This is a genomic window from Bradyrhizobium sp. SZCCT0148 (genome assembly GCF_018129985.1).
Lineage (GTDB): Bacteria > Pseudomonadota > Alphaproteobacteria > Rhizobiales > Xanthobacteraceae > Bradyrhizobium > Bradyrhizobium japonicum_H.
Genome location: NZ_JAFCKT010000004.1, coordinates 229,329 through 250,233, shown reverse-complemented (window position 1 = coordinate 250,233; position 20,905 = coordinate 229,329). Strand labels below are relative to the sequence as shown.

17 protein-coding genes and 1 pseudogene are annotated in these 20,905 nt (G+C 64.7%); 2 read left to right on the top strand and 16 right to left on the bottom strand.

Features of this window, described 5'->3' with window-relative positions:
• Positions 1–10: 10 nt before the first annotated feature.
• Together JQ580_RS15945 and JQ580_RS15940 are read right to left on the bottom strand one after the other, a co-directional pair.
• Positions 11–1,567 (bottom strand): formate dehydrogenase beta subunit, encoded by a 1,557-nt coding sequence (locus JQ580_RS15945; protein ID WP_212281013.1) that lies wholly within the window; start codon positions 1,565–1,567, stop codon positions 11–13.
• A complete protein-coding gene (locus JQ580_RS15940) occupies positions 1,564–2,040 on the bottom strand; it encodes a formate dehydrogenase subunit gamma (RefSeq protein ID WP_212281012.1) in 477 nt (158 codons plus the stop codon). The genes JQ580_RS15945 and JQ580_RS15940 overlap by 4 nt, the downstream gene beginning before the upstream one ends.
• A 225-nt stretch (positions 2,041–2,265) precedes the next feature.
• On the opposite strand from JQ580_RS15940, the gene JQ580_RS15935 reads away from it, so the two are divergent.
• On the top strand, positions 2,266–3,159 hold the full coding sequence (locus tag JQ580_RS15935) for a LysR family transcriptional regulator (RefSeq protein ID WP_106950153.1): 894 nt from the start codon (positions 2,266–2,268) through the stop codon (positions 3,157–3,159).
• A 3-nt stretch (positions 3,160–3,162) separates the two neighbouring features.
• Here JQ580_RS15935 and JQ580_RS15930 read toward each other — a convergent pair whose 3' ends face one another.
• From JQ580_RS15930 to JQ580_RS15900, 7 genes are all read right to left on the bottom strand, one after another.
• Positions 3,163–5,490 (bottom strand): PAS domain-containing sensor histidine kinase, encoded by a 2,328-nt coding sequence (locus JQ580_RS15930; RefSeq protein WP_212281011.1) that lies wholly within the window; start codon positions 5,488–5,490, stop codon positions 3,163–3,165.
• 240 nt (positions 5,491–5,730) lie between these two features.
• Positions 5,731–7,104, bottom strand: a complete 1,374-nt coding sequence (locus tag JQ580_RS15925; RefSeq protein WP_212281010.1) for a cation-efflux pump — start codon at positions 7,102–7,104, stop codon at positions 5,731–5,733.
• A gap of 295 nt (positions 7,105–7,399) precedes the next feature.
• Positions 7,400–8,368 (bottom strand): quinone oxidoreductase family protein, encoded by a 969-nt coding sequence (locus tag JQ580_RS15920; protein ID WP_212281009.1) that lies wholly within the window; start codon positions 8,366–8,368, stop codon positions 7,400–7,402.
• A 19-nt stretch (positions 8,369–8,387) separates the two neighbouring features.
• Positions 8,388–9,383, bottom strand: coding sequence for an NAD(P)H-dependent flavin oxidoreductase (locus tag JQ580_RS15915; RefSeq protein ID WP_212281008.1), 996 nt, complete (start codon positions 9,381–9,383; stop codon positions 8,388–8,390).
• Between the two features lie 1,020 nt (positions 9,384–10,403).
• Complete coding sequence (locus tag JQ580_RS15910; RefSeq protein ID WP_212281007.1) at positions 10,404–11,054, bottom strand: hypothetical protein; 651 nt, start codon at positions 11,052–11,054, stop codon at positions 10,404–10,406.
• A gap of 48 nt (positions 11,055–11,102) precedes the next feature.
• The gene (locus JQ580_RS15905) at positions 11,103–11,300 is read right to left on the bottom strand and encodes a hypothetical protein (RefSeq protein ID WP_409363205.1); all 198 of its coding nucleotides are present in this window, start codon (positions 11,298–11,300) and stop codon (positions 11,103–11,105) included.
• A gap of 249 nt (positions 11,301–11,549) precedes the next feature.
• Positions 11,550–13,277, bottom strand: coding sequence for a phospholipase D-like domain-containing protein (locus tag JQ580_RS15900; protein ID WP_212281006.1), 1,728 nt, complete (start codon positions 13,275–13,277; stop codon positions 11,550–11,552).
• 43 nt (positions 13,278–13,320) lie between these two features.
• Between JQ580_RS15900 and JQ580_RS34225 the strand changes: the two genes are divergently transcribed.
• Entirely contained in the window at positions 13,321–13,785 is a 465-nt protein-coding gene (locus tag JQ580_RS34225; RefSeq protein ID WP_212281005.1) for a hypothetical protein, read from the top strand.
• Positions 13,786–13,818: 33 nt separating this feature from the next.
• Here JQ580_RS34225 and JQ580_RS15890 read toward each other — a convergent pair whose 3' ends face one another.
• From JQ580_RS15890 to oxlT (JQ580_RS15865), 7 genes and pseudogenes are all read right to left on the bottom strand, one after another.
• Positions 13,819–15,225 (bottom strand): coiled-coil domain-containing protein, encoded by a 1,407-nt coding sequence (locus tag JQ580_RS15890; protein ID WP_212281004.1) that lies wholly within the window; start codon positions 15,223–15,225, stop codon positions 13,819–13,821.
• A gap of 582 nt (positions 15,226–15,807) precedes the next feature.
• Complete coding sequence (locus JQ580_RS34310) at positions 15,808–15,939, bottom strand: hypothetical protein (protein WP_283813962.1); 132 nt, start codon at positions 15,937–15,939, stop codon at positions 15,808–15,810.
• A 2-nt stretch (positions 15,940–15,941) separates the two neighbouring features.
• Positions 15,942–16,133 (bottom strand): annotated as a pseudogene (locus tag JQ580_RS34305) (DUF2437 domain-containing protein); the annotation flags it as partial.
• Positions 16,133–17,152: a 2-dehydropantoate 2-reductase gene (locus JQ580_RS15880; RefSeq protein ID WP_212281003.1), complete on the bottom strand. Its 1,020-nt coding sequence runs from the start codon at positions 17,150–17,152 to the stop codon at positions 16,133–16,135. The pseudogene JQ580_RS34305 and the gene JQ580_RS15880, both read right to left, overlap by 1 nt.
• A 97-nt stretch (positions 17,153–17,249) precedes the next feature.
• Positions 17,250–17,678 carry a CBS domain-containing protein gene (locus tag JQ580_RS15875; protein WP_212281002.1) on the bottom strand — a complete coding sequence of 143 codons (429 nt, stop codon included), beginning with the start codon at positions 17,676–17,678 and terminating at the stop codon, positions 17,250–17,252.
• 191 nt (positions 17,679–17,869) lie between these two features.
• A complete protein-coding gene (oxlT, locus tag JQ580_RS15870; protein ID WP_212281001.1) occupies positions 17,870–19,192 on the bottom strand; it encodes an oxalate/formate MFS antiporter in 1,323 nt (440 codons plus the stop codon).
• A 252-nt stretch (positions 19,193–19,444) separates the two neighbouring features.
• Positions 19,445–20,737 carry an oxalate/formate MFS antiporter gene (gene oxlT / locus JQ580_RS15865; RefSeq protein ID WP_212281000.1) on the bottom strand — a complete coding sequence of 431 codons (1,293 nt, stop codon included), beginning with the start codon at positions 20,735–20,737 and terminating at the stop codon, positions 19,445–19,447.
• Positions 20,738–20,905: the final 168 nt, after the last annotated feature.

Here is a 20,905-nt window from a genome sequence, read left to right as displayed (position 1 = left end):
CGTCGTTCTCCTATTCCGCGGCCTGAAGCGTGGTCGGCACCGGGATGAAGTCCTCCCGGAAGTGCTTCAACGCGCTGAGCACCGGATAGGGCGTGAAGCCGCCAAGCGCACAGAGCGAGCCGAACTTCATGGTGTTGCAGAGGTCTTCGACCAGCGCGATGTTTTCGCTGACGCGCTCGCCGTGGATGATCTTCTCGATGGTCTCGACGCCGCGGGTCGAGCCGATCCGGCAGGGCGTGCACTTGCCGCAGGACTCGACGGCGCAGAACTCCATGGCGAAGCGCGCTTGCTTGCGCATGTCGACGCCGTCGTCGAACACGACGATGCCGCCATGGCCGATCAGGCCGTCGCGCGCGGCGAAGGCCTCGTAGTCGAATGGCGTGTCGAACAGCGCGCGGGGGAAATAGGCACCTAACGGACCGCCGACCTGCACGGCGCGGACCGGCCGGCCCGTGAAGGTGCCGCCGCCGATGTCGTCGACGAGCTCGCCGAGCGTCACACCGAAGGCGGTTTCGAACAGGCCGCCGTAGCGGAGATTACCGGCCAGCTGGATCGGCATCGTGCCGCGGGAGCGGCCCATGCCATAATCGGCGTATGTCTTGGCGCCTTCGGCGAGGATGAAGGGGACGGCCGCGAACGACAGCACGTTGTTGATGACGGTCGGCTTGCCGAACAAGCCGTAATGGGCGGGCAGTGGCGGCTTTGCGCGCACGATGCCGCGGCGGCCTTCGAGGCTTTCCAGCAGCGAGGTCTCCTCGCCGCAGACATAGGCGCCGGCGCCGACGCGGACTTCGAGATCGAAGCTGTGGGTGGAACTGCTAATCTTGCTGCCGAGATAGCCGCCGCGCCTGGCGGCTACGATTGCGGCATTCATCGCTTCCACAGCGTGCGGGTATTCACTGCGGATATAGATATAGCCCTTGGTCGCGCCGACTGTGAGGCCGGCGATGGTCATACCCTCGATCACTACGAAGGGATCGCCTTCCATGATCATGCGGTCGGCGAAGGTGCCACTGTCTCCCTCGTCGGCGTTGCAGACGATGAATTTGCGGTCGGCCACGGCCTGAGCGACGGTCTTCCACTTGATGCCGGTCGGGAAGCCCGCGCCGCCACGACCGCGTAAGCCCGATGCGGCGACTTCGTCGAGGATCACATCGGAGCCGAGCGACAATGCGCGCTCCAACCCCCTATAGCCGCCATGGGCGCGATAGTCGTGGAGCGAGCGCGGGTCGATCGCGCCGCAGCGCGCGAAGGTGAGACGGGTCTGGCGCTTCAGCCAGGGGATCTCGTCGATTGCGCCCAGCCGCAACAGATGCGGCGTTTTGTTCGAGAGCGCGTCGAGCAGGGACGGCACATCGGCCTCCGTAACCGGGCCGAACGCAATCCGGCCCTGTGGCGTCGCCACCTCGACCAGCGGTTCCAGCCAGTACATCCCGCGCGAGCCGGTCCGGACGATCTCGATCGCCACGCCGCGTCTGGCCGCAGCCTGCTCCAGCGCCAGAGCAACTTCGTCGGCGCCGACGGCGATTGCACCGGCGTCACGCGAGACGAACAGACGCAAGCTCATAGCTGTGCCTCCGCGATCAACGCATCGAGGCGCTTCTGGTCGAGCCGGCCGATCAGCCGGCCATCGAGCATCGCGGACGGCGCGGTCGCGCACAGGCCGAGGCAGTAGATCGGCTCAAGCGTGACGCTGTCGTCGGCCGTGGTGCTGCCGAGCGTCACGCCGAGCTTTGCTTCGGCGCGCGCAGCCAGTGCATCGCCGCCCGCAGCCTGGCAGGCCTCCGCGCGGCAGAGCTTCAGCACGTGGCGGCCGGCCGGCTTGTGGCGGAAATCATGATAGAACGTGAAGACGCCGTGAACTTCTGCACGCGACAGGTTGAGCGCTTGCGCCACCTTGGGAATGGCCGCCTCCGGCACATAGCCGAACGCCTGCTGAAGCGCGTGCAAGATGACCAGCGTCGCGCCCTCTTGGTCGGCATGTGCGGCGATGATTTCAGCGCCGCGCGTCTCGTCCCAAGGTTCGTAAATCGCTGTCATTCTTCGTTCTCAACCTGAGCGTTTCCTCAGGCCAAACTAGTTGGAATCATTCGAAGATCAATAAAGCCGTCCCGTGCGGCGATTGCGAATTCCGATCGATTAGCAGGCGCAATCGCTCGATACGAATCGTCGATGAAGGTTGGGTCGGCCGCCGGTTTTTCGCGTGTTGGTGCGGGCTCGGCGTGCTAGTTTGCATGCCAGGTCAGAATTCGAGGGGACGCCCGCTTGATCGACAAGCTTGAATTACTGCTGGCGCTGGCGAAGGAGCGTCATTTCGGACGCGCGGCGGAGGTCTGCGGCGTGACGCAACCTACGATGTCGACCAGTCTCAAGCAGCTCGAGGAAATCCTCGGCGTGATGCTGGTCCAGCGCGGCTCGCGCTTCCAGGGGTTTACTCCGGAAGGCGAGCGCGCGCTCGACTGGGCGCGGCGGATCGTGGGCGATGCCCGGGCGATGCGCGACGAGATCAACGGGCTGAAGCATCAGCTCTCCGGCGAGATCCGCATCGCGGCGATCCCCACCGTGCTCGGCATGGTGGCCTCATTGACGACACCGTTTCGCGCCCGGCATCCCGAGGTGCGTTTCAGCATCCGGTCGACGACTTCATCGGAAGTGCTGGGGCTGCTGGAAAATCTCGAGGTCGATGCGGGGTTGACCTATATCGAGAACGAGCCGATCGGCAAGGTGCGCACCATTCCGCTCTACAATGAGAGCTATCGCCTCCTGACCGCGCCGGATGCGATGTTCGGCGACCGCGAGACGGTGACATGGAAGGAGGTCGGGCAGGTGCCGCTGTGCCTGCTGACGCCCGATATGCAGAACCGCCGCATCATCGATCGCGCCTTGCGCTCCGTCGGCGCGGAGGCGACGCCGACGCTGACCTCGAACTCGCTGCTGGTGCTGTTCACGCATGTGAAGACGGGGCGGTGGGCGAGCGTGATGCCGGCCAAGCTTGCAGAGACGCTCGGCCTGTCCGACACGGTACGCTCGATCCCGATTACCGATCCCGACGTCAATTACAGCATCGGCATGGTGATCCCGCAGCGCGATCCGATGACGCCGTTGATCGCGGCGCTGGTCAATGTCGCCCGCGAAGTCGCGCCGTCGCTGCAGCTCTAGGGGCTAAGCTGCAGCCGATATCTTGGACGCCTTGATCGCGTCGCGCGGCAGGGTCACGCGTACGACGGTGCCGACCTCGAGCCTGGAGCGCAGCCGCATCGAGCCGCCGTGGAGTTGCGCCAGAGAGCGGGCGATGGCGAGGCCCAGCCCGGAGCCGTGATACGTCTTGGTGAGCTGGCTCTCCACCTGCTCGAACGGGCGGCCGAGCCGCGCCAGCGAATGCGGCGCAATGCCGATGCCGGTGTCGGCGATCATCAGCACGATCCGGTCTTCGAGCTGCCGGCTGCGCACCACGATGCGTCCGCCGTCGGGCGTGAATTTCACCGCGTTGGAGAGCAGGTTGACGATGATCTGCTTCGTGGCGCGGCGGTCGGCGACGACGGAGATCGACGTTTCGATGTCGGCATCGAGCGTCAGGCGCTTGTCCTGGGCCCGGCCGGTAACGACCCGCAGGGATTCCGCGAGCGTCTTCGCAAGGTCGAGCTCTTCCATGTCGAGCTTCATGCGGCCGGCCTCGATCTTGGACATGTCGAGGATGTCGTTGATGACCTCGAGCAGATAGTGCCCGCTGGTCAGGATGTCCTGGCAGTATTCCTGGTACTTCTCGCTTCCCAGCTCGCCGAACATGCCCGAGCCCATGATCTCGGAGAAGCCGATGATGGCGTTGAGCGGCGTGCGAAGCTCGTGGCTCATATTGGCGAGGAATTTCGACTTGGTCTGGTTGGCTTCCTCGGCGCGGGTCTTCTCGCGCTGGTACTTCTCGGCGAGGTCGGCGAGCTCGATCGCCTGGCGCTCCAGCGCGGCTTGCGAACGCTTCAGGTCGATGACGGTGGCGCGCAGGCGCAGATCGTTGTCGACCAGCTTCTGCTCGTGCTCCTTGATGCGGGTGATGTCGGTGCCGACCGAGACGTAGCCGCCGTCCTTGGTGCGGCGCTCGCTGATGTGGAGCCAGCTGCCGTCGTCGAGCTGGGCCTCGAAGGTGCGCGCGCCGGGGGCCTGGGCAGCGGTCTCGTTGTGACGGGTGCGCACCTCCGGCATGCGGCCGACCTCCAGCACGGTCTCGTAGGAGGTGCCGGGAATGACGGCGCTGTCCGGCAGCTTGTGCAGGCGCTGGAAGTGCGAGTTGCAGAGTACGAGGCGGTCGCTGGCGTCCCACAGCACGAAGGCTTCCGGAATGGTCTCGATCGCGTCGCGCAGACGAAGATCGGCTTCCACCGTCCGCTCGGCGAGGCTCTTCTGCTCGGTGATGTCGACGGCGATCCCGATCAGGTGCACGCTGGAATCGGTCGCCCCGCGCGTCTTTTCGCAGCGGACGCGAAGCCAAATCCAGTGGCCGTCGACATGCTGCATGCGGAAGGTCTGGTCGATGTGGTCGATCTTCTCGGAAATGAGCTGGTCGGCGATCGCGAACAGGTCGATGTCGTCGGACTTCACCAGCGCGTTGACTTCGCCGAAGGTGAGGAGCTCGTGGCGGCCGTCGAGGCCCAGCATCGAGAACATCGACTGCGACCAGAAGATCCGGCCGCGCGACAGGTCCCAGTCCCACAGTCCGCAGCGGCCGCGGTTGAGCGCGGTATCGATCCGGCCGCGCACGGCGTCGTTGATGAGGTCGCCTTCGCGGGCGCGGGTGGACTGCCAGTGGAAGGCGAAGCCCAGGATCAGGACGACGAAGCCCGTGGTTGCCGACAGCGTCACCGAGAGCGCTGCGTCCGAGCCCCAGATCGGCTCGTTGCGCTCTTGGATCACGGTGACGAAGCCGGGCAGCGACTTGATCTGCCGCGAGGTCGCCATCGCGGCGTTGCCGCTCGGCAGCGTCATGTCGGAAACGTCGCCGTCGCGCGTCGGCGCCGCGAGCAATTGTGCCGTCGTGATGGCGTCCAGCAGGCGGTCGTTGCCTGAGGGGCTGCTGTCGACCGGGATACGGGCGAGGACGCGACGGTCGATGCCGGCCGAGGTGACGACGACGTGGCGGCCCGAGAGCGCGCCCCAGGACGGGATCATATCCGGCAGCAGCGTCGGCAGGCTCTCGATGTTCTTGAGCCGCTCCTGCCGTACGGAGGTGAGGCGGTCGATGCGTTCGGCGAGCAGATCGGCCAGCGCCGAGATGTCGTGCCGGATGACGAGCCGCTTCTGGCGGGTCTGATCGACGACCTGCACGAAGGCGCCCAGGCAGATCGTGATCAGAAAGGCGATGATGAGCGTCGGCACGGCGCGACGAAGCGCCGGCTCTGCGATCAAGAGCCGATGATAGGCAGGTTTCGCGATCGACTGCGCCAATCCTTTGATCGAATCGGATTGGACGCACGCGTTCGCGGCGTCTGCACGCGACATGCCTTCGGCCCCCTAAAAACCTGCTTGCAACTGAAGTTCGGAGGCAGCCCCACATCGCTTCCGAATCACAGCGATTTGAATCCAGATTTCGCGGGGTGTCGAGAGTCAATGAATCGTTAACGCGAAATTATTCTTATCCAATGCGCAGTTTGCGCAGCGCGTGTCCTCAATCGCACGGGCGCGAGGAGTCCGAAACGAGAACGTGTGGCTCCTCGCACGTTCCTCGTCGCATTTGCTTCGTCACGCGCGCGGTGGTTCGGCGTGGCTGATCACGCGCTTCACGTTGGGGAACGCGCGCCGCAGCGCTCGCTCGATGGCGTCGACATGCTCGTGCACCTTGATCACGCTCATCGACGGCGCGGCGCGGCAGTGGAAGTTGACGATCTCGCCGGCGTCGGTGTTGCGGACGCGCACATTGTGGATGTCGTGGATCTCGCCGCCGGCGGCATATTCGGTCAGTGCATCGGCGATGATCCGCACCCGCTCGGGCGTGGCGTCGACCCCGAATGGAAGTTCCGGTTCCAAGGGCTCAATATGGACGTCCACCTCGACGTCTTCGCCGAACTCCACCTTGATCTTGCGCTCGAGCGTGTTGGCGACATCGTGGGCGGCGTCGAGCTGCATTCCGGCGTCGACCTCGAGATCGATGCTGACGATCAGCTTGCCACCGAGATCGTGCACCGTGACGTGGTGGACGGCGAGGCCGGAGTTATGCGCGATCACCATGATGCGGTCACGCACGGTCTCGTTGTCGCGCGCAACGGGAACGGCGGTGAAACTGAGGTCGGTATCGCCGAATGCCTTCTCGACAGCGGCTTGCGCGTCGCGCTTGATGTCCTCGACGCGGTCGATCGGATAGGTCCGCGGCACCTTGGAGATGGTGTCGATGAACGTGGTCGCCCCGACCATGCGCACCCGCAGCCGCTCGATATCGATCACGCCGGCCACGCTCCGGATCGCGGCGGTGGCCTTTTCGTGCGCGCCCTCCGGGGCGCGGTCGACCAGTGTCTGCACGGTCGAGCCGGCCATGCGAAGGCCGAGCAGGGCGATCATCACGGCGACCGCCGCAGCCGCCGCGGCATCGCCCCACCAGAAGCCGAGGGCGGCGAGGATCAGTCCGATGATCACGGCGAAAGATCCCAGCACGTCGGAGGCGAAATGCAGCGCGTCGGCCGCGAGCGCCTGGCTCCGCGTCTCGCGCGCGGCCCGGTGCAGGGCGCGGGCGCGCCAGAGATTGACGACGATGTCGATCACCAGCACCACGAACGGCACGGCCGAAATGGTGGGCGGCGGGGTTCCCTCGCGCAGCCGGCTGTAGGCCTCGACCAGGATGCCGCCGGCGAGCACGTAGAGCAGGGCGGTAACGCCGAGCGCTGAGATGCTCTCCAGCTTTCCATGGCCGTAATGATGCTCGTCGTCCGCCGGCTTGTCCGAGACCCGCACCACCGCCCAGGTGATGATGGTCGCGATCAGGTCGACCGAGGAGTGCAGGGCCTCGGAGATCAGCGCGAGCGAGCCGATCGCGATGCCGACCGCGAACTTGGCCGCCGCCATGCCGCCGCTGGCGAAGATCGAAATCGCAGCGACTGAGGTTTTATTGTGCTGGGAGGTCATGGCGGGGATGTAGCAGCATAGGGCGGGACATCAAGTGACGATCCACAGGAGTAGTCGCGAGTGATTTGCAGAAACGTACTGTTGCGAATGCTTCCTAGTTGAATGCTCGCTTACGCCACTCACTCCGTCATGCCAGGGCTTGTCCTGCCTGCGCGGCCGAAGCCGCTTCGGCGCGGCGAAGCCCCGGGGCATTCACGTCCTTCGTATCGTGCGGCGAAGACGTGGCTGGCCGGGTCAAGCCCGGCCGTGACGAGCGGAGGGAGGACAATGCGCTTCTCGCTCCGCAACCGCCCCCTCACATCGTCACCACGATCTTCCCCAGATGCTTGTTCGCCTCCATGTGCTCGAACGCCTGGTCGATGTCGGCGAATGCGAACACCCGGTCGATCGGCAGCTGGAGCTTTCGCGATTCGACCGCGCCCCAGATGTCCTTTCTGACCTCCTCGAAGATCTCGCGGACCTCTTCGATGGTGCGGGTGCGGAAGGTGACGCCGACATAGTCGATGCGGCGCGCCGCATGCAGGTCGAAGTTGAAATCGGCATGGGTGCCGCCGAGCCTGCCGACATTGACGATGCGGCCCTTCACCTTGGTCGCGGCGAGGTTCTGGCTCGCGACCTTGCCCGAGACCTGGTCGACGATGAGGTCGACGCCTTCGCCGTTCGTTGCCTTCAGGACCTCGTCGACCCATTTGGGATTGGAGGAATCGACGGCGAGGTCGGCGCCGTACTCCTTCAGCCGGCCGCGGCGGGTGGCATCGGTCGAGGAGCCGATGACGAGCTTGGCGTCCTTGAGTCGTGCAATCTGCATCGCCATCAGGCCGACGCCGGAGCTCGCGCCCTGGATCAGCACGCTCTGGCCCGGCTGCACGCCGCCGACGGTGACGACGGCGTTGTGCATGGTCGCGAGCGCGACGGGGAGGGTGGCGGCTTCCTCGAAGTTCATGTTCGAGGGCGCGCGGAACAGCCGGCCGTGATCGGCGAGCGTGTATTCGGCAAAGGCAGCGCTTCCCGAGCCCATGACGCGGTCGCCGATCTTCACGCCCGTGGCGTCCGGCCCGAGTTCGGCGACCTCGCCGGCCCATTCCATGCCCAGCACGGTGCCGGCGCCGCCGGCCGCACCATGGGCGTGGCCCTTGCGCATGCCGGTGTCGGCGCGGTTGAGCCCGCAGGCGCGCACGCGAACCAGGACTTGCGTGCCCTTGGGTTTTGGTTGAGCGACGTCAGAGATTGCCGCGCCGTTGGGACCGTAGACGTAGGCTTTCATGGATTGCTCTCGCTTCTGACTATTCTGCGGCTTGTGCGTTCGGATGAACGATCATGCCTTCGAGCCGGCTGCGGATGATGGCTTCCGCCTCGCGCACGATGCGGGAGACGAGCTCGGCGCAGCTCGGGATGTCCTGGATCAGGCCCTGCACCTGACCGGCCGACCAGATGCCTTCGTCGGAATTGCCGGTGGCATAGACCATCTTGCCGCGGGCGCCCGCGACCAGCTCGCGGATGTCCTCGAACTTGGCGCCCTCCTTCTCCATGGCGACGACCTTGGTCGAGATTTCGTTCTTGGCGACGCGCGAGGTGTTGCGCATGGTGCGGAAGATCAGCTCGGTCTCGCGCTCGTCGTTGGCGACGATCTTCTCCTTGATGAGCTGATGGATCGGGCTCTCCTTGGTCGCCATGAAGCGCGTGCCCATGTTGATGCCCTCGGCGCCCAGCGCCAGCGCCGCTACGAGTCCGCGGGCGTCGGCAAACCCGCCCGAGGCGATCATCGGGATCTTGATCTTGTTGGCGGCGGCGGGGATCAGGATCAGGCCGGGCGTGTCGTCCTCGCCGGGATGGCCGGCGCATTCGAAGCCGTCGATCGAGATGGCGTCGACGCCCATGCGCTCGGCCGAGAGCGCGTGGCGGACGCTGGTGCATTTGTGCACGACCTTGACGCCGTGCTTCTTGAACTCGTCGACATGCTCCTGCGGCTTGTTGCCGGCAGTCTCGACCACGGTGATGCCGGCTTCGATGATGGCGGCGCGGTATTCGGCATAAGGCGGCGGCTTGATCGCGGGCAGGATGGTGAGGTTGACGCCGAACGGCTTGTCGGTGAGGTCGCGGCAGCGCGCGATCTCCTTGGTCAAATCCTCCGGCGTCGGCTGGGTCAGCGCGGTGATGAAGCCGAGCGCGCCGGCATTGGCGACGGCGGCGACCAGTTCGGCGCGGCCGACCCATTGCATGCCGCCTTGGACGATCGGGTGCTCGACGCCGACGAGTTTGGTGAACCGTGTCTGCAGCATGATGTGTCTCCCCCTGGGCGGCGCAGGCTTGTTATCGGTTGATGCGGGGAGGATGCCGCCGGGGGGGACAAAAGTCTATCAGCGGGACGTGCGGTGGGGACAGGGCGATCATGCAGGGAAGAGGAGGATTCCGTGGCGTGGACAATCCTGGCTCGTGTCCCGGACGCGCTGCAAGCTCGCAGCGTTGCGGCGCAGAGCCGGGAGCCATTCCCAGCGAGCGCTCCGAAAGATGGGCCCCGGCTCATCGCTGCGTCCGGGGGATGGACGCACAATCTGCTGATCAATCTCGATCCGACTTGCAAACAGCAGACACACCTTCGCATCCTCGCGGCGCATTCCGCCCGAGCCTTGCTTCGTTGCGCTGCCCTCATCAAGGACAAGGGCGCAGGGAAGGCCGGGCGCCGGCTGGCACCCGTAAGTCCATGCGCAAAAAGATGCACACGGGGTGGACCACAGGTGAGCCGAACGCCCGGCCTTCCCTGCGCGATGGTTTACGGCGTATTTCGTGCTCTCCTCGGGGAGCGTTGCACTATTGCCCCCGTCGCCTTGCGGATGACTGATGCGCGCACCGGTCGGCCGCCACACCACCACAGGACTTGACGCACAGACCCCGGGCGTCAGGACCACACGACTTGACCGTCCGCGCACGTCCTCGCTGGGAATCCGGGGGGTGGCGTGTGCTCGCCCCCGAAGCCATGCGAAGACGCTGTCGACGCCGGGTCGTATGCGCGAAGCGTGCCTTGCTCACGGTGTCCCGCCCTGCAATGCAGCTCGCGCCCGACGCCGTCGCGTCCATCGCACCCCGGCCCGCGGTTCGTGACGATCGCGATCCGCCCCTCGTCTCGGGCCAAGGTGACCTGCAACTACGCTAAATCAGAATTTCGGTAAAGTGGAATATTTTGACGGGTGGGACTTGACAGGCGGGGTCGCGGATTTGACGGGGTGTTTTGCCGGCGGACGTGGGGATCACGCCGGACGCGGCAAGTGCGCAAGGGCACTCCTGCATCAATGACGGTAGAGCTAATCCGCCGACAGCCGCACCATCCGCCGGCCGCCATTCATTTCCTTCAGGCGGTTGACGAAGTTTTCGGGACGCTGCCAGCGGTTGGGGACCTCGAGGCCCATGAACTCGGCGATGTCGCCGATGAAGCCGGTGCAGTTCATGGTCTCGGCGTTCCACACCGGCGAGTTCGCCTGAAGTTTCTTGATGTAAGCGAACACGCGCTTGGCGTCGGCCTCGTTGAGATAGACGCGGTAGCTCGCGGTCAGATATTCCGGATCGAGGTCGCCGTAGCTCGCACCGGTCTCCGCGGGAACGAAGGTAAGATGGCCGAGCACGTAGGCCAACGTGTCGCCGGCGGGCGTGAGGCCGGCGACTTCGACCGCCTTCTCGCTGGTCTTGCCGTACCAGACGAAGGCGTGGCCCCAGCTCGCGGCCGTGCGGGCGCGGAAGTCGACGTAGTAAGGACCCTTCTCCGCGCGAGCGACGGAGCGCCGTGTCGATTGCGGCGCCGGTCGCGAGGTTGTGTCGGTCGTGGCAAGCGCATTGGCGTCAGCAACGCGCTTGTTCACTTCTTGGGCCAACGCCGAGTGCGTCATACACGCGACCATGGCCGCGAGGGCAACCCCTGCAAGGATACCGGGTCTCGATCGATCAGGTTTGCTTGTCACGCGATGCCCCTCGACTGTCGGCCGCCTACGCTGGTTTTGCGCTACGTCTCAGTAGCGAGCGGCGACCGGGCCGGGCGCCTTGCCGATCGGGGCTTTTCCAACCGGGCTTTTGCCAATCGGCATCTTGCCAATCGGTGCCTGCTCGGCCGGATAAACGGGCACGGGTTGGCGACGCGGCAGATCCGCAGCGTTCGCAGCCGTCACCAGAGTAAGCGTGGCACCCAAAGCAATTACAATCTTCTTCACAGCGATACCCCTAGAAGGTTTGGTCGAAACACGGCCATGCCGTGCCCCCAGACACGCCTTGCAGAAGGGCGGCGGAATACGACCAAGTTGCGGCGCGCGCGGGACATGTTGGCGGCATTGATCGGGCGCGCGCAGATGTGATGTGTATGGATGTTTCGCAGTCACGCGGCTGCTGACGGCGCCGCAGCCGTTTGCGGGACGGGTGCGCCTCGCGCCGCCCGTCCCGCGAATGTCCGGGTGTCGCACCCTTCAGGCGAACAGCAGCCGGTCCTTGATCTTGTGTCCGACGGTGAAGTCGTCTTCGAACCACGCCTGTTCGCCTGGCCCCGGCGGCCGTGCCAGATGCAGCCTCTTGCCCTTGCTCCTGGCCTGCTTGACCGCGACCCGGAACGTGTAGTGGTCGAAGATGCTGAGCGCCTCGATCATGTAGGACACGGCGATGCGCCGGTCTTTGATGATCAGGAGATTTTCGCCGTTCTGGCGATCGGCCGGCTTGGAGAAATTGTATGATCCCAGATAGACCCGCGCCGTCGGTTTGTCGAAGTCGATCACGGTGAACTTGTGATGCATGCGCGTGCCGGTGCCGCCGGTCGGCTCCGACTTGAAGGGTTCCGGCACGTTGGCGCCGAGCTCGGCGGCGAACACCGGGGTGACGTTTCCGTTGGGGTCCTGGACGTCGATGCCGCCGACCTTCTTGTCGGATATGCCGTAGACGAAGATATTGCTGTCCTTGGTGAGGTCTTCGATCGCATCACGCACGGAGCCGCCCGTCTGGAATAGAAAGGCGAGGGAGTAGAGCAATGACGACGTCGTGCTCTTGAGGTCGGCCGCGATCTCGTCAAGCTTGGCGTTGGCGGCGATGTGCGGCGAGAACGCCACCTTCGCATCGATGCCGGGAAGGCCGAGATCCTGCCAGTCGGCGGAGGGCGTTGCGCCAAAGCCCGCGGCGCTGTTGCTCTCGGCGACGTAGCTGTCGAATGCTTCGAAGGCGAGATCGACAGGCTTCTGCCCGGTCACCTCCAGGGCGTTGTTGGCCTGCACGTAGAAGCCGCGCCAAGACAGGTTGGTCGAGCCGAACACCACCTTCTTCACGGTCGGCCCGTTCACCGCGATCGTCTTGTTGTGCTGCAGGTTGCCCATATGCTGGCGCAGCACGTTTTGCCGCCCGGCCGAGGCGACCAGGCGGCTCTCCGCAGCCGTTTCCGCGGAATCGCCGTCGCCGTGCGGGTCACTGTCGTCGATAATGATCTTGAGCGACGGTCCGAGCTGGACGAGGCGGTCGAGGATTTCAGGCAGATTGAAGTCGTAAGCGACGACGCGGACCTCGGCATGGTCGGCGATCGCCTCGTCGAGGGTCTGCAGGATCGCGCCGCGCGCCTCAAATCCCATCCAGGCCAGGGCGGACTGCGTGTCGGGATGCGTCGGCTTGAAGTCCAGCCCCTTTGCGGCTAGAGGCGCCACCAGCGTGTTGATCGGGCCATGCGCCAAGTAGCGGTCGACGAAGGCTTGCGACGATACGAAGCCGCGGGTGAAGGTGACATTGGCGATGCCGGGATAGGTCTCGCGCGCGAGCTGGATCGGCGCCTGCTGCGGCTCGCCCTTGCTTAGGGCGCCTTGCGCATCCATGAACATTGGCGTGACGCGATAGATAAAGTCGCCGACGAGTTCGGCGTTACGTGGGAAATGCACCCAACGGAATTTCTGGATCGGCGATTGCAGCGTCGAAAGCTTTTGGGGATTGACGTTGCCCGAGGCGTCGAGAAAACCAAGCCGGTTGTTCAGCGCAAAGAACGTGCTGCCGCCGGGCTCCTGATACTCGATCGCAAAGCCGACGAAATTCGCCGGCGGCTGGCCGGCCTTCCAGTTCATCGCGATCAGCGTCATGCCGTCGCCGCGATGCAGTTTCAGCGAAAACGGCGCATTGGCGTTGGTCCCAACGACCTGGAAGCCCGACGCGCCCGAGGGCGGATTCGACACGGCGGGCGATGTCACGCCCGGCGTGGGAACAGCGGGCCGCGTCGTGGCTGACAACTTGGTCGACGTGCCCGCCTTCTTCGCACTCTTGCCCGTGCCGGTCTTTTTCGTCTTGGACGCGCCGGTCTTGCTCTTTGCGGTTTTGCTTTTCTTTGCCTTGGCGGCTGTCTTGCTCGCCTTGGACTTGGCAGTCTTGGCCGATTTGGACTTCTTGACCGATCCAGACGTCTTGGCTGTCTTGGACTTCTTGACCGATCTGGATCTGGATTTGACCGCGGCCTTTTTCGTCTTGGCCTTTGCTTTGGCCCTTGATTTCGATGTCTTTGCTTCGGATTTGGTCTTCCTGGCAGACTGCGTGACTCTCCGGGCGGCCATGGACGCATCCTCCGAATATCAACATGGCCGGCCTCAGTGGGTCGGTGCCGGCGATGGAATGATGATCGAGTCGAAAAACCAGAAATCCAGATGCTCGCGCCAAGATTGTATCATGGGCCGAGTGAACCGAGAATAGCCGGCGGCTTCATCGTTGCGGCGCAGGGCAGCGTCACCCGATCCGGTTGAGGCTATTGCGGATCGTCGAGAAGATGCCGCCGATGTCCTTGCGCAAGGCATCGAGCGCGTTGAAATTGTCAAAGACGCGCGCGAGGCGGTCTTCGACCTCGCGCTTGCTTTGGGTCAGCGCGTCGACGCGTGAGGCGAGCGTGATGTCGCCGTTCGCCTCGATTTCGCCGACCGTTTTGGCGAGGAGATCGCGGGTGGTGCCGACCTCCACGATCAGGGCTTCGATGCCGAACACCGGCGCCTTCAGCGGGACGAGGTCGGCCTGCGATTTCGACAGCTCTGCCTTGAAGGCGTTCAGTGTCGCGAGGGTCTCCTGCAGGGCGCCGAGGCGCCGGCGCGACTGCAGGACGAACTCGTTCAGCGCGTTCTGGCGCTCAGTGAGAGTCTTGCCGTCGGCGTCCGTCTCGACATCGGCGAGCGACCGTTCGAGCTGGGCCTGGCGCTGGCCGAGCTCCTCGAAGTCGAGCCTGATAGCCTTCAGGATGTTGAAGCTGTCGTCGATGCGGGCGAGGCGCTGTTCGATCTCGATCTTGTTCTTCGACAACGTCTCGACGCGGGTGGCAAGCGTTGTCTCACCGCCGGTCTCGAGCTCGTCGATGGTCTTGGCCAGGCGGTCATGGCTGAGGCTGAGCTCGCTGATCAGGGCGTTGATGCCGGCGTCGCTCGACCGCAGGGGCACAAGCTCGGCGTGGGACTTGGCAAGGTCTTCCTTGTACTGGTTGAGGGTTGCAAACGTCTCCTGCACCGCGCTCACCCGACCCAGAAGCGCCGCCACGTCGCGCGCGATGTCCCTCTGCCGGTCGGCGAGGTTGTTCTTGCGGTCGTCGGTCTCGAGGTCGTGCAGGGAGCGTTCGAGCTGGTTCTGGCGGTCGCGGATTTCGGTGAAGACCGGCTCGACCGCGCGGCGCTGGTCGGCGACCTTGCCGACCATCTCACGCAATGCCTGTTGGCGGCGGCGGATTTCGGCGAGCTGGTCGTGCATGTCGGTGGACTGGTTGCGGCCCTGCTGGAGCAGTGCGCGCTGCTCGGTTTCGCCGAGCTTGTCGTGCAGCGCGGAGACCGCTTCCCTGGGATCGCTCTCGATCAGATGCTGGACGGTGGCGTCGAGATGGTTTTGCAGGGCGTGGGCGACGACGACGTCCTCGCGGGTTTTCTTGAGGCGGTCGCGCAACGTGTCGAGGCGGCGGTCCTGGCGCGACAACCGCCAAGTGGTTGCCCCAATCAGCGCCAGCGCAATCGTCCCGATGGCGCCGGTCGCGATGCGCTGCGGCAAGGGAAGCGCCGCGAACGAGCCGGGCAGGTGGGCAATGTCGTAACCAAATGCCTGCTGGGCGAGGAACGCGATGGCCGCCAGCAGGACGACCCAGGCAACCAGGAAAAACAGCCACATCGTGAAATTCCTCACGCCGGCGCACATTTTGGCCATGATTGCCAAGAGCGGAACCGAGCGCAAGGGGGAGCGGTGGCTTGGGGGTGGTGGGGGGCGGTGCGATCCACGGCTCGTTGCGTTGGCCGATGGGTGGAGCGGCGGGTAGGGAGCCGGGTTTTCCCGGCCACTCCCACACACGCGTGATGCCTCGCCATCACGGATCGAGCGGCGTTCGCAACCTGCATGTGTTGATGCGGGGGCCACGCGAAAAGCCGCCCCCGAAAGTCGCCCCGCTGGCTACGGCGTCGTGCGTGCGCTTATTTCCCGAGCAAGCTCGAGCGTATCTTGTCGGCGAACCAGACCACGAAGATCGCACCGAACGCGAGAGCAAAGTACAGAGCCGTCCACATCAGTGCATTCGATGCATTCGTCATGGCGTCCTCCCTGGCGTCAGAAATTGATTACCGGACAGGATAAAGGCGGACGTGCCGGCGCGATTTGCGCAGGATCAATTTTGCCGCGCTGCGGCAAGAATAAGTCGGGACCAAGCGACCCGTCCCGGATGCCGTCGCGCTCATCCGGGCCAGGGGGCGGCGGCTGCGGCTACAGCCGGAATTCATTGGTGAGTTCGCCGGTGCCGTCGTTGGCCACCGTCACCGTGTTGACGGGGTCCTTCATCACGCCGACGCCCACCGAGGTGTCGACGGCGATGAGGTCGCCCGCGCGCAAGGTCATACGAGCGCGACGATCTTGCTGGGCACGCAGGGGGCGAGCAGCTCGACCTCCGACAGCGCCAGCGTCTTGCCGGTCGCGGCATTGCGGCCGAACATCTCGCCCTCGTGCAAGCTGATGCCCGACGAGGTCAGCGTTCCGAAGCCGGTCGCGCCATTGTTTCGGAAGCGCAGCCATTGCGTCGTCTCGACCGCCATCACGCTACCGCCAGTGCGCGGGGATCGCCGGGCGTGGAGACACCGTCATAGAGGCCGGCGATGCGGGCGCGCTGGGTCACCATCGCCAGCACGGAGTCCAGTGCGGGCGTGGCGATGCCGGTGAGGCGGCCCATCTCCTGCACCACGGTGACGAGCGGGTCGATCTCCATCGGGCGGCCACGCTCGAGATCCTGCAGCATCGAGGTCTTGTGGGCGCCGACCTTGCGGGCGCCCTCGATGCGGCGCTCGACGTCGACGCGGAATTTGACGCCGAAGGTTTCGGCGATCGCTTGCGTCTCCACCATGATCGCGCGCGACAGCGCACGCGTGGACGGATCGGTGCAGATCACGTCCAGCGTCGCATGGGTCAGCGCGCTGATCGGGTTGAAGCAGACATTGCCCCAGAGCTTGAGCCAGATCTCGTCGCGGATGCGGTCGAGCACCGGCGCCTTCAGCCCGGCCGCGACGAACAGGTCGGCAAGGCGCTGCACGTCGGCGGTCATCTCGCCGGAGGGCTCGCCGAGCGGGAAGCTGTTGCCGTAGACGTGGCGGATCACGCCGGGCGCCTCGATCTCGGTCGCGGGATAGACGATGCAGCCGATGGCGCGCGCGGCGCCGATCTCGCGCCATTGCCGCCCGCCGGGGTCGATGCTCTCCAGCGTCGAATTCTCGTATTGGCCGCCGTGCTTGTAGAAGTACCAATAGGGGATGCCGTTGACGGCGGTGACGATGCGGGTGTCGGGCCCGAGCAGCGGCTGCATCCTTTCGATCACGCCGGTGATCGAATGCGCCTTCAGCGTGATGATGATGAAGTCCTGCACGCCGAGCTCGGCGGGATCGTCGGTGCAGCGCGGATGCACGGTGTGCGTCTCCTCGCCGGCGAGCAGCGTCAGGCCGCGCTCGCGCATGGCGGCAAGATGCGCGCCGCGCGCGATGAGGCTGACATCGGCGCCGGCGCGCGCTAGCTGAACCCCGAGATATCCGCCGATCGCGCCGGCGCCGTAGATGCAGATCTTCATGGAATCCTCACGGGACCGGAATTTTGGGACGAAAGGTCCGGTCCGGCTCGGAAGGATCCGAGCCGGGGCCGGCAGTCCCGGGGGATGTTGGTTGGGTTTAGGCGGCGGCCTGCGGCTTGCCGTTGAGGGCCTCGTCCACGGCAGCGGCGATGTCGCGCATGCTGATGACGGAGACGAGGCTGTAATCGTCGATGACAGGCAGATGGCGGATGTGATGCCGGTTCATCAGATGGCGGACCTGCTCGATCGTGTCGCTGGATCTGCAGGAGACGAGCTGCTGCACCGAGACCAGCTGCGAGACCTTGACGTTGACGGCGTTCGCACCGTGCTCGGCAACGGCGCGCACCACGTCGCGCTCGGTGAACATTCCGACGGCTGTATTACCCTCGGAGCGGACCACGTCCTTGACCACGAGAGCGCTGATGTTGTTGGCGCGCATGAGCTTGGCGGCGATACCCACCGTTTCGTTCATCCGCACCGTGACGACGCGCGGCGTCTTCTTGCGCAGAATGTCTCCGACCAGCATTGCAACCTCCCTGGGTGAATGTTGAGGCAAGTGTGGTATACATAATGCCAACCGTCAAGCGCTGGTTTGGGTGATCCGAAAAATCTTGCGACAGCCATCCTGACGTTTGCCGAGCGTGAGGAAGCGAAGAACCTAATGAAAAAGGGGCGCATCGCTGCGCCCCTTTTGACCGATGCGATGCTGTGTGATCGCTACGCCGTCTCGGTCTCGGCGGTCGTCGTTGCGGTATGCGCGCTCTCGGCTTCCTTGCCGAGGATGAAGGAGCGGCGCAGCGGCTTGATCACGAACAACGCCATCAGCGCCGCCGTCGCGTTCAGCGCCACGGCCACCACGAACACGGCCTTCCAGCCATAGGCGGTCGAGATCACGCTGGCGAGCGGCACCAGCAACGAGGCGGTGCCCTTCGCGGTGTAGAGCATGCCGTTGTTGGTGGTCGCGAATGCCGAGCCGAAGGTGTCGCCGCAGGTCGCCGGGAACAGCGAGTAGATCTCGCCGAACACGCCGAAATACACCGCGGTCGCGAGCACGAAGACGACCGGGACATGACCGTAGGCCGACAGCGTCAACAGCATGAGAGCTGCGGTGCCGAAGGCGATGAACATGGTATTCTCGCGGCCGATCGTGTCGGACACGAAGCCGAAGAACGGACGACCGAAGCCGTCGAAGATGCGGTCGAGCGAGATCGCGAACGTCAACGCCGCCATCTGGAAGCCCGCGAGCGTCACCGGCGTGTCGGCGATCTTGAAGTCGTGCGCGATCGGCGCGATCTGCGCCGCGGTCATCAGACCGCCGGATGCGACCATGACGAAGACGAGGTACATCAACCAGAAAATAGGGGCGCGCAGCACCTGCGGCGGCGTGAAGTCGATCTTGGTCTGCGGCAGATTGAGCTGCTTCTTCTTCGGCGGGATCGAGATTCGCGGCGGCTGGATGAAGAAGGCGAGAATGAACACGATCACGCCCTGGCCGATGCCGAAGGTGAGGAAGGCGTGCTGGTAGCCGCTCGATGCGATCATGTTGGCGATCGGCACCACCGTGATTGCGGCGCCGGCGCCGAAGCCGGCGGCGGTTGCGCCAGCGGCGAGGCCGCGGCGATCGGGAAACCATTTGAGCGCGTTGCCGACGCAGGTGCCGTACACCGCGCCCGCACCGATGCCGCCGATGACGGCCGCCGTGTAGAGCAGGGGAAGGCTGTCGGCGTAGGAATTGAGAATCCACGACAGCGCGATCATCACGCCGCCGAACATGATGACGATACGCGGGCCGTACTTGTCGACAAACCAGGCCTCGACCGGCACCAGCCAGGTCTCGGTGACGACGAAGATGGTGAAGGCGAGCTGGATCGCGGCGCGGCCCCAATGGTGGGCGTGATCGATCGGATCGACGAACAGCGTCCAGCCATATTGCAGGTTGGCGATCATCGCCATGCAGACGATGCCCATGGCGAGCTGGAGCCAGCGGAAACCTGTGCGAAGAGGCGCGGCCGTGACGGCGCCATCCGTGCTGGAAATCATCAAGAACCTCCCAACGCGCTGATTGATTGCGACGTGGGATTGCAAGATGACCCAGTGTCGCAAATGTTGTGTCTTATCGTCGCAAACGCTGCGCTCAGGTTGGTATACGATATTCCAGAAATCAAGCCCTAACTGCGGCGGATTGTCACAATTCTCTGCAGTTCCATATCCCGGGGACCGGCCGTGAGCAGCCAAACGAAGACGCCCGGCCGCGAGGCCGGGCGTCTGTTCGGACGAGCTATTTTGAGTGTGTCAGGCGACGGTCGATTTGGCGACCACGACCTTGCGCCAGGGCTTGAGCACCGCGATCGCCAGCAGCGAAGCCAGGATGTTGGCGCCGGCCGCGATGATGAACACGCTGTCCCACGTCCCCGACGATTGCTGCATGTAGTTGGCGATCGGCACCAGCAGTGCAGCGGTGCCCTTCGCAGTGTAGAGCAGGCCGGCATTGGTGGTCGCGAACTTGGCGCCGAACGTGTCGGTGCAGGTCGAGGGGAACAGCGAGTAGATCTCGCCCCAGGCGAAGAACACGAAGCCCGAGAGCAGCACGAACCAGATCGGATCGTGGCCCCAGAGGTAGAGCATCCAGATGCCAAAGCCTTCCATGCCGAAGGCGATGAACATCGTGTTCTCGCGGCCGATCATGTCGGAGATCCAGCCGAAGAACGGACGCGTCAGGCCGTTGAGCACGCGGTCGATCGTGGCCGCGAACGTCACCGCCGTCATCGTCACCGCCATTAGCGTGACCGGCACGTTGTCGACCTTCCAGTCGGCCGCGATGGGCTTCAGGTTCGCCGTCACCATCAGGCCGCCGGCGCCGACGATCACGAACATGAAGTACATCAGCCAGAAGATCGGCTGACGCAGCACTTCGGTCGGCTGGTAGTTGCGCCGGGTCTGCAGCAGATTGGCGTTCGCCACCACGTTCGGCACCTGGCCCGCTTTCGGCGCGAGCAGGAAGAAGGCGAGGATGCAGATGATGATGCCCTGTCCGAGGCCGAAATAGAGGAAGGTGGTCTGGAATCCACTGTCCTTGATCATGGCCTGGATCGGCGCGACGGTCAGCGCGGAGCCAGCACCGAAGCCCGCGGCCGTGATGCCCGCGGCAAGACCGCGCTTGTCGGGAAACCATTTCAGCGCGTTGCCGACGCAGGTGCCGTAGACGCCGCCGGCGCCGATGCCGGCGACGATCATGCCGAGATAATAGCCGTTGAGCGTGGTGGCCTGTGCGTTGATCGCCCAGCCGACGGCGCAGAGCACCCCGCCGACCAGCACGACGATGCGCGGACCGTATTTGTCGACGAACCATCCTTCGATCGGGACCAGCCAGGTCTCGAACAGGACGAACAGGGTGAAGGCCCATTGGATCGACGCGCGATCCCAGCCGAATTTCTTCTGGATGTCGGGGACGAAGAACGTCCAGCCGTATTGATAGTTCGCGATCATCACCATTGCGGCGACGCCGACCGCCAACTGCGCCCAGCGATAGGCATCGCTCACGCGCGCAGCACCAGGGGCCGCCGTTGACTGCACCATGTCCGTCATGAATTCCTCCCGAAGGCGCCGATCATTTTTATGCGTGCGCTGGCGGCATCTTGGTATTCATTATGCCAAGATTCAACCGAGGGACTTGAGGGTGCGGCGAAATATCGCGGGGCCCCTCCATACACTTTGGACAGCCATTTTTAAAGCCCCAATCACTGCCTGAGGGTA

Bases quoted from the DNA above. Each gene is read 5' to 3' on its own strand.
- JQ580_RS15945 (WP_212281013.1), bottom strand. From the start codon at position 1,567: ATGAGCTTGCGTCTGTTCGTCTCGCGTGACGCCGGTGCAATCGCCGTC.
- JQ580_RS15940 (WP_212281012.1), bottom strand. From the start codon at position 2,040: ATGACAGCGATTTACGAACCTTGGGACGAGACGCGCGGCGCTGAAATC.
- JQ580_RS15930 (WP_212281011.1), bottom strand. From the start codon at position 5,490: ATGTCGCGTGCAGACGCCGCGAACGCGTGCGTCCAATCCGATTCGATC.
- JQ580_RS15925 (WP_212281010.1), bottom strand. From the start codon at position 7,104: ATGACCTCCCAGCACAATAAAACCTCAGTCGCTGCGATTTCGATCTTC.
- JQ580_RS15920 (WP_212281009.1), bottom strand. From the start codon at position 8,368: ATGAAAGCCTACGTCTACGGTCCCAACGGCGCGGCAATCTCTGACGTC.
- JQ580_RS15915 (WP_212281008.1), bottom strand. From the start codon at position 9,383: ATGCTGCAGACACGGTTCACCAAACTCGTCGGCGTCGAGCACCCGATC.
- JQ580_RS15890 (WP_212281004.1), bottom strand. From the start codon at position 15,225: ATGTGGCTGTTTTTCCTGGTTGCCTGGGTCGTCCTGCTGGCGGCCATC.
- JQ580_RS34310 (WP_283813962.1), bottom strand. From the start codon at position 15,939: ATGACCTTGCGCGCGGGCGACCTCATCGCCGTCGACACCTCGGTGGGC.
- JQ580_RS15880 (WP_212281003.1), bottom strand. From the start codon at position 17,152: ATGAAGATCTGCATCTACGGCGCCGGCGCGATCGGCGGATATCTCGGG.
- JQ580_RS15875 (WP_212281002.1), bottom strand. From the start codon at position 17,678: ATGCTGGTCGGAGACATTCTGCGCAAGAAGACGCCGCGCGTCGTCACG.
- oxlT (WP_212281001.1), bottom strand. From the start codon at position 19,192: ATGATTTCCAGCACGGATGGCGCCGTCACGGCCGCGCCTCTTCGCACA.
- oxlT (WP_212281000.1), bottom strand. From the start codon at position 20,737: ATGACGGACATGGTGCAGTCAACGGCGGCCCCTGGTGCTGCGCGCGTG.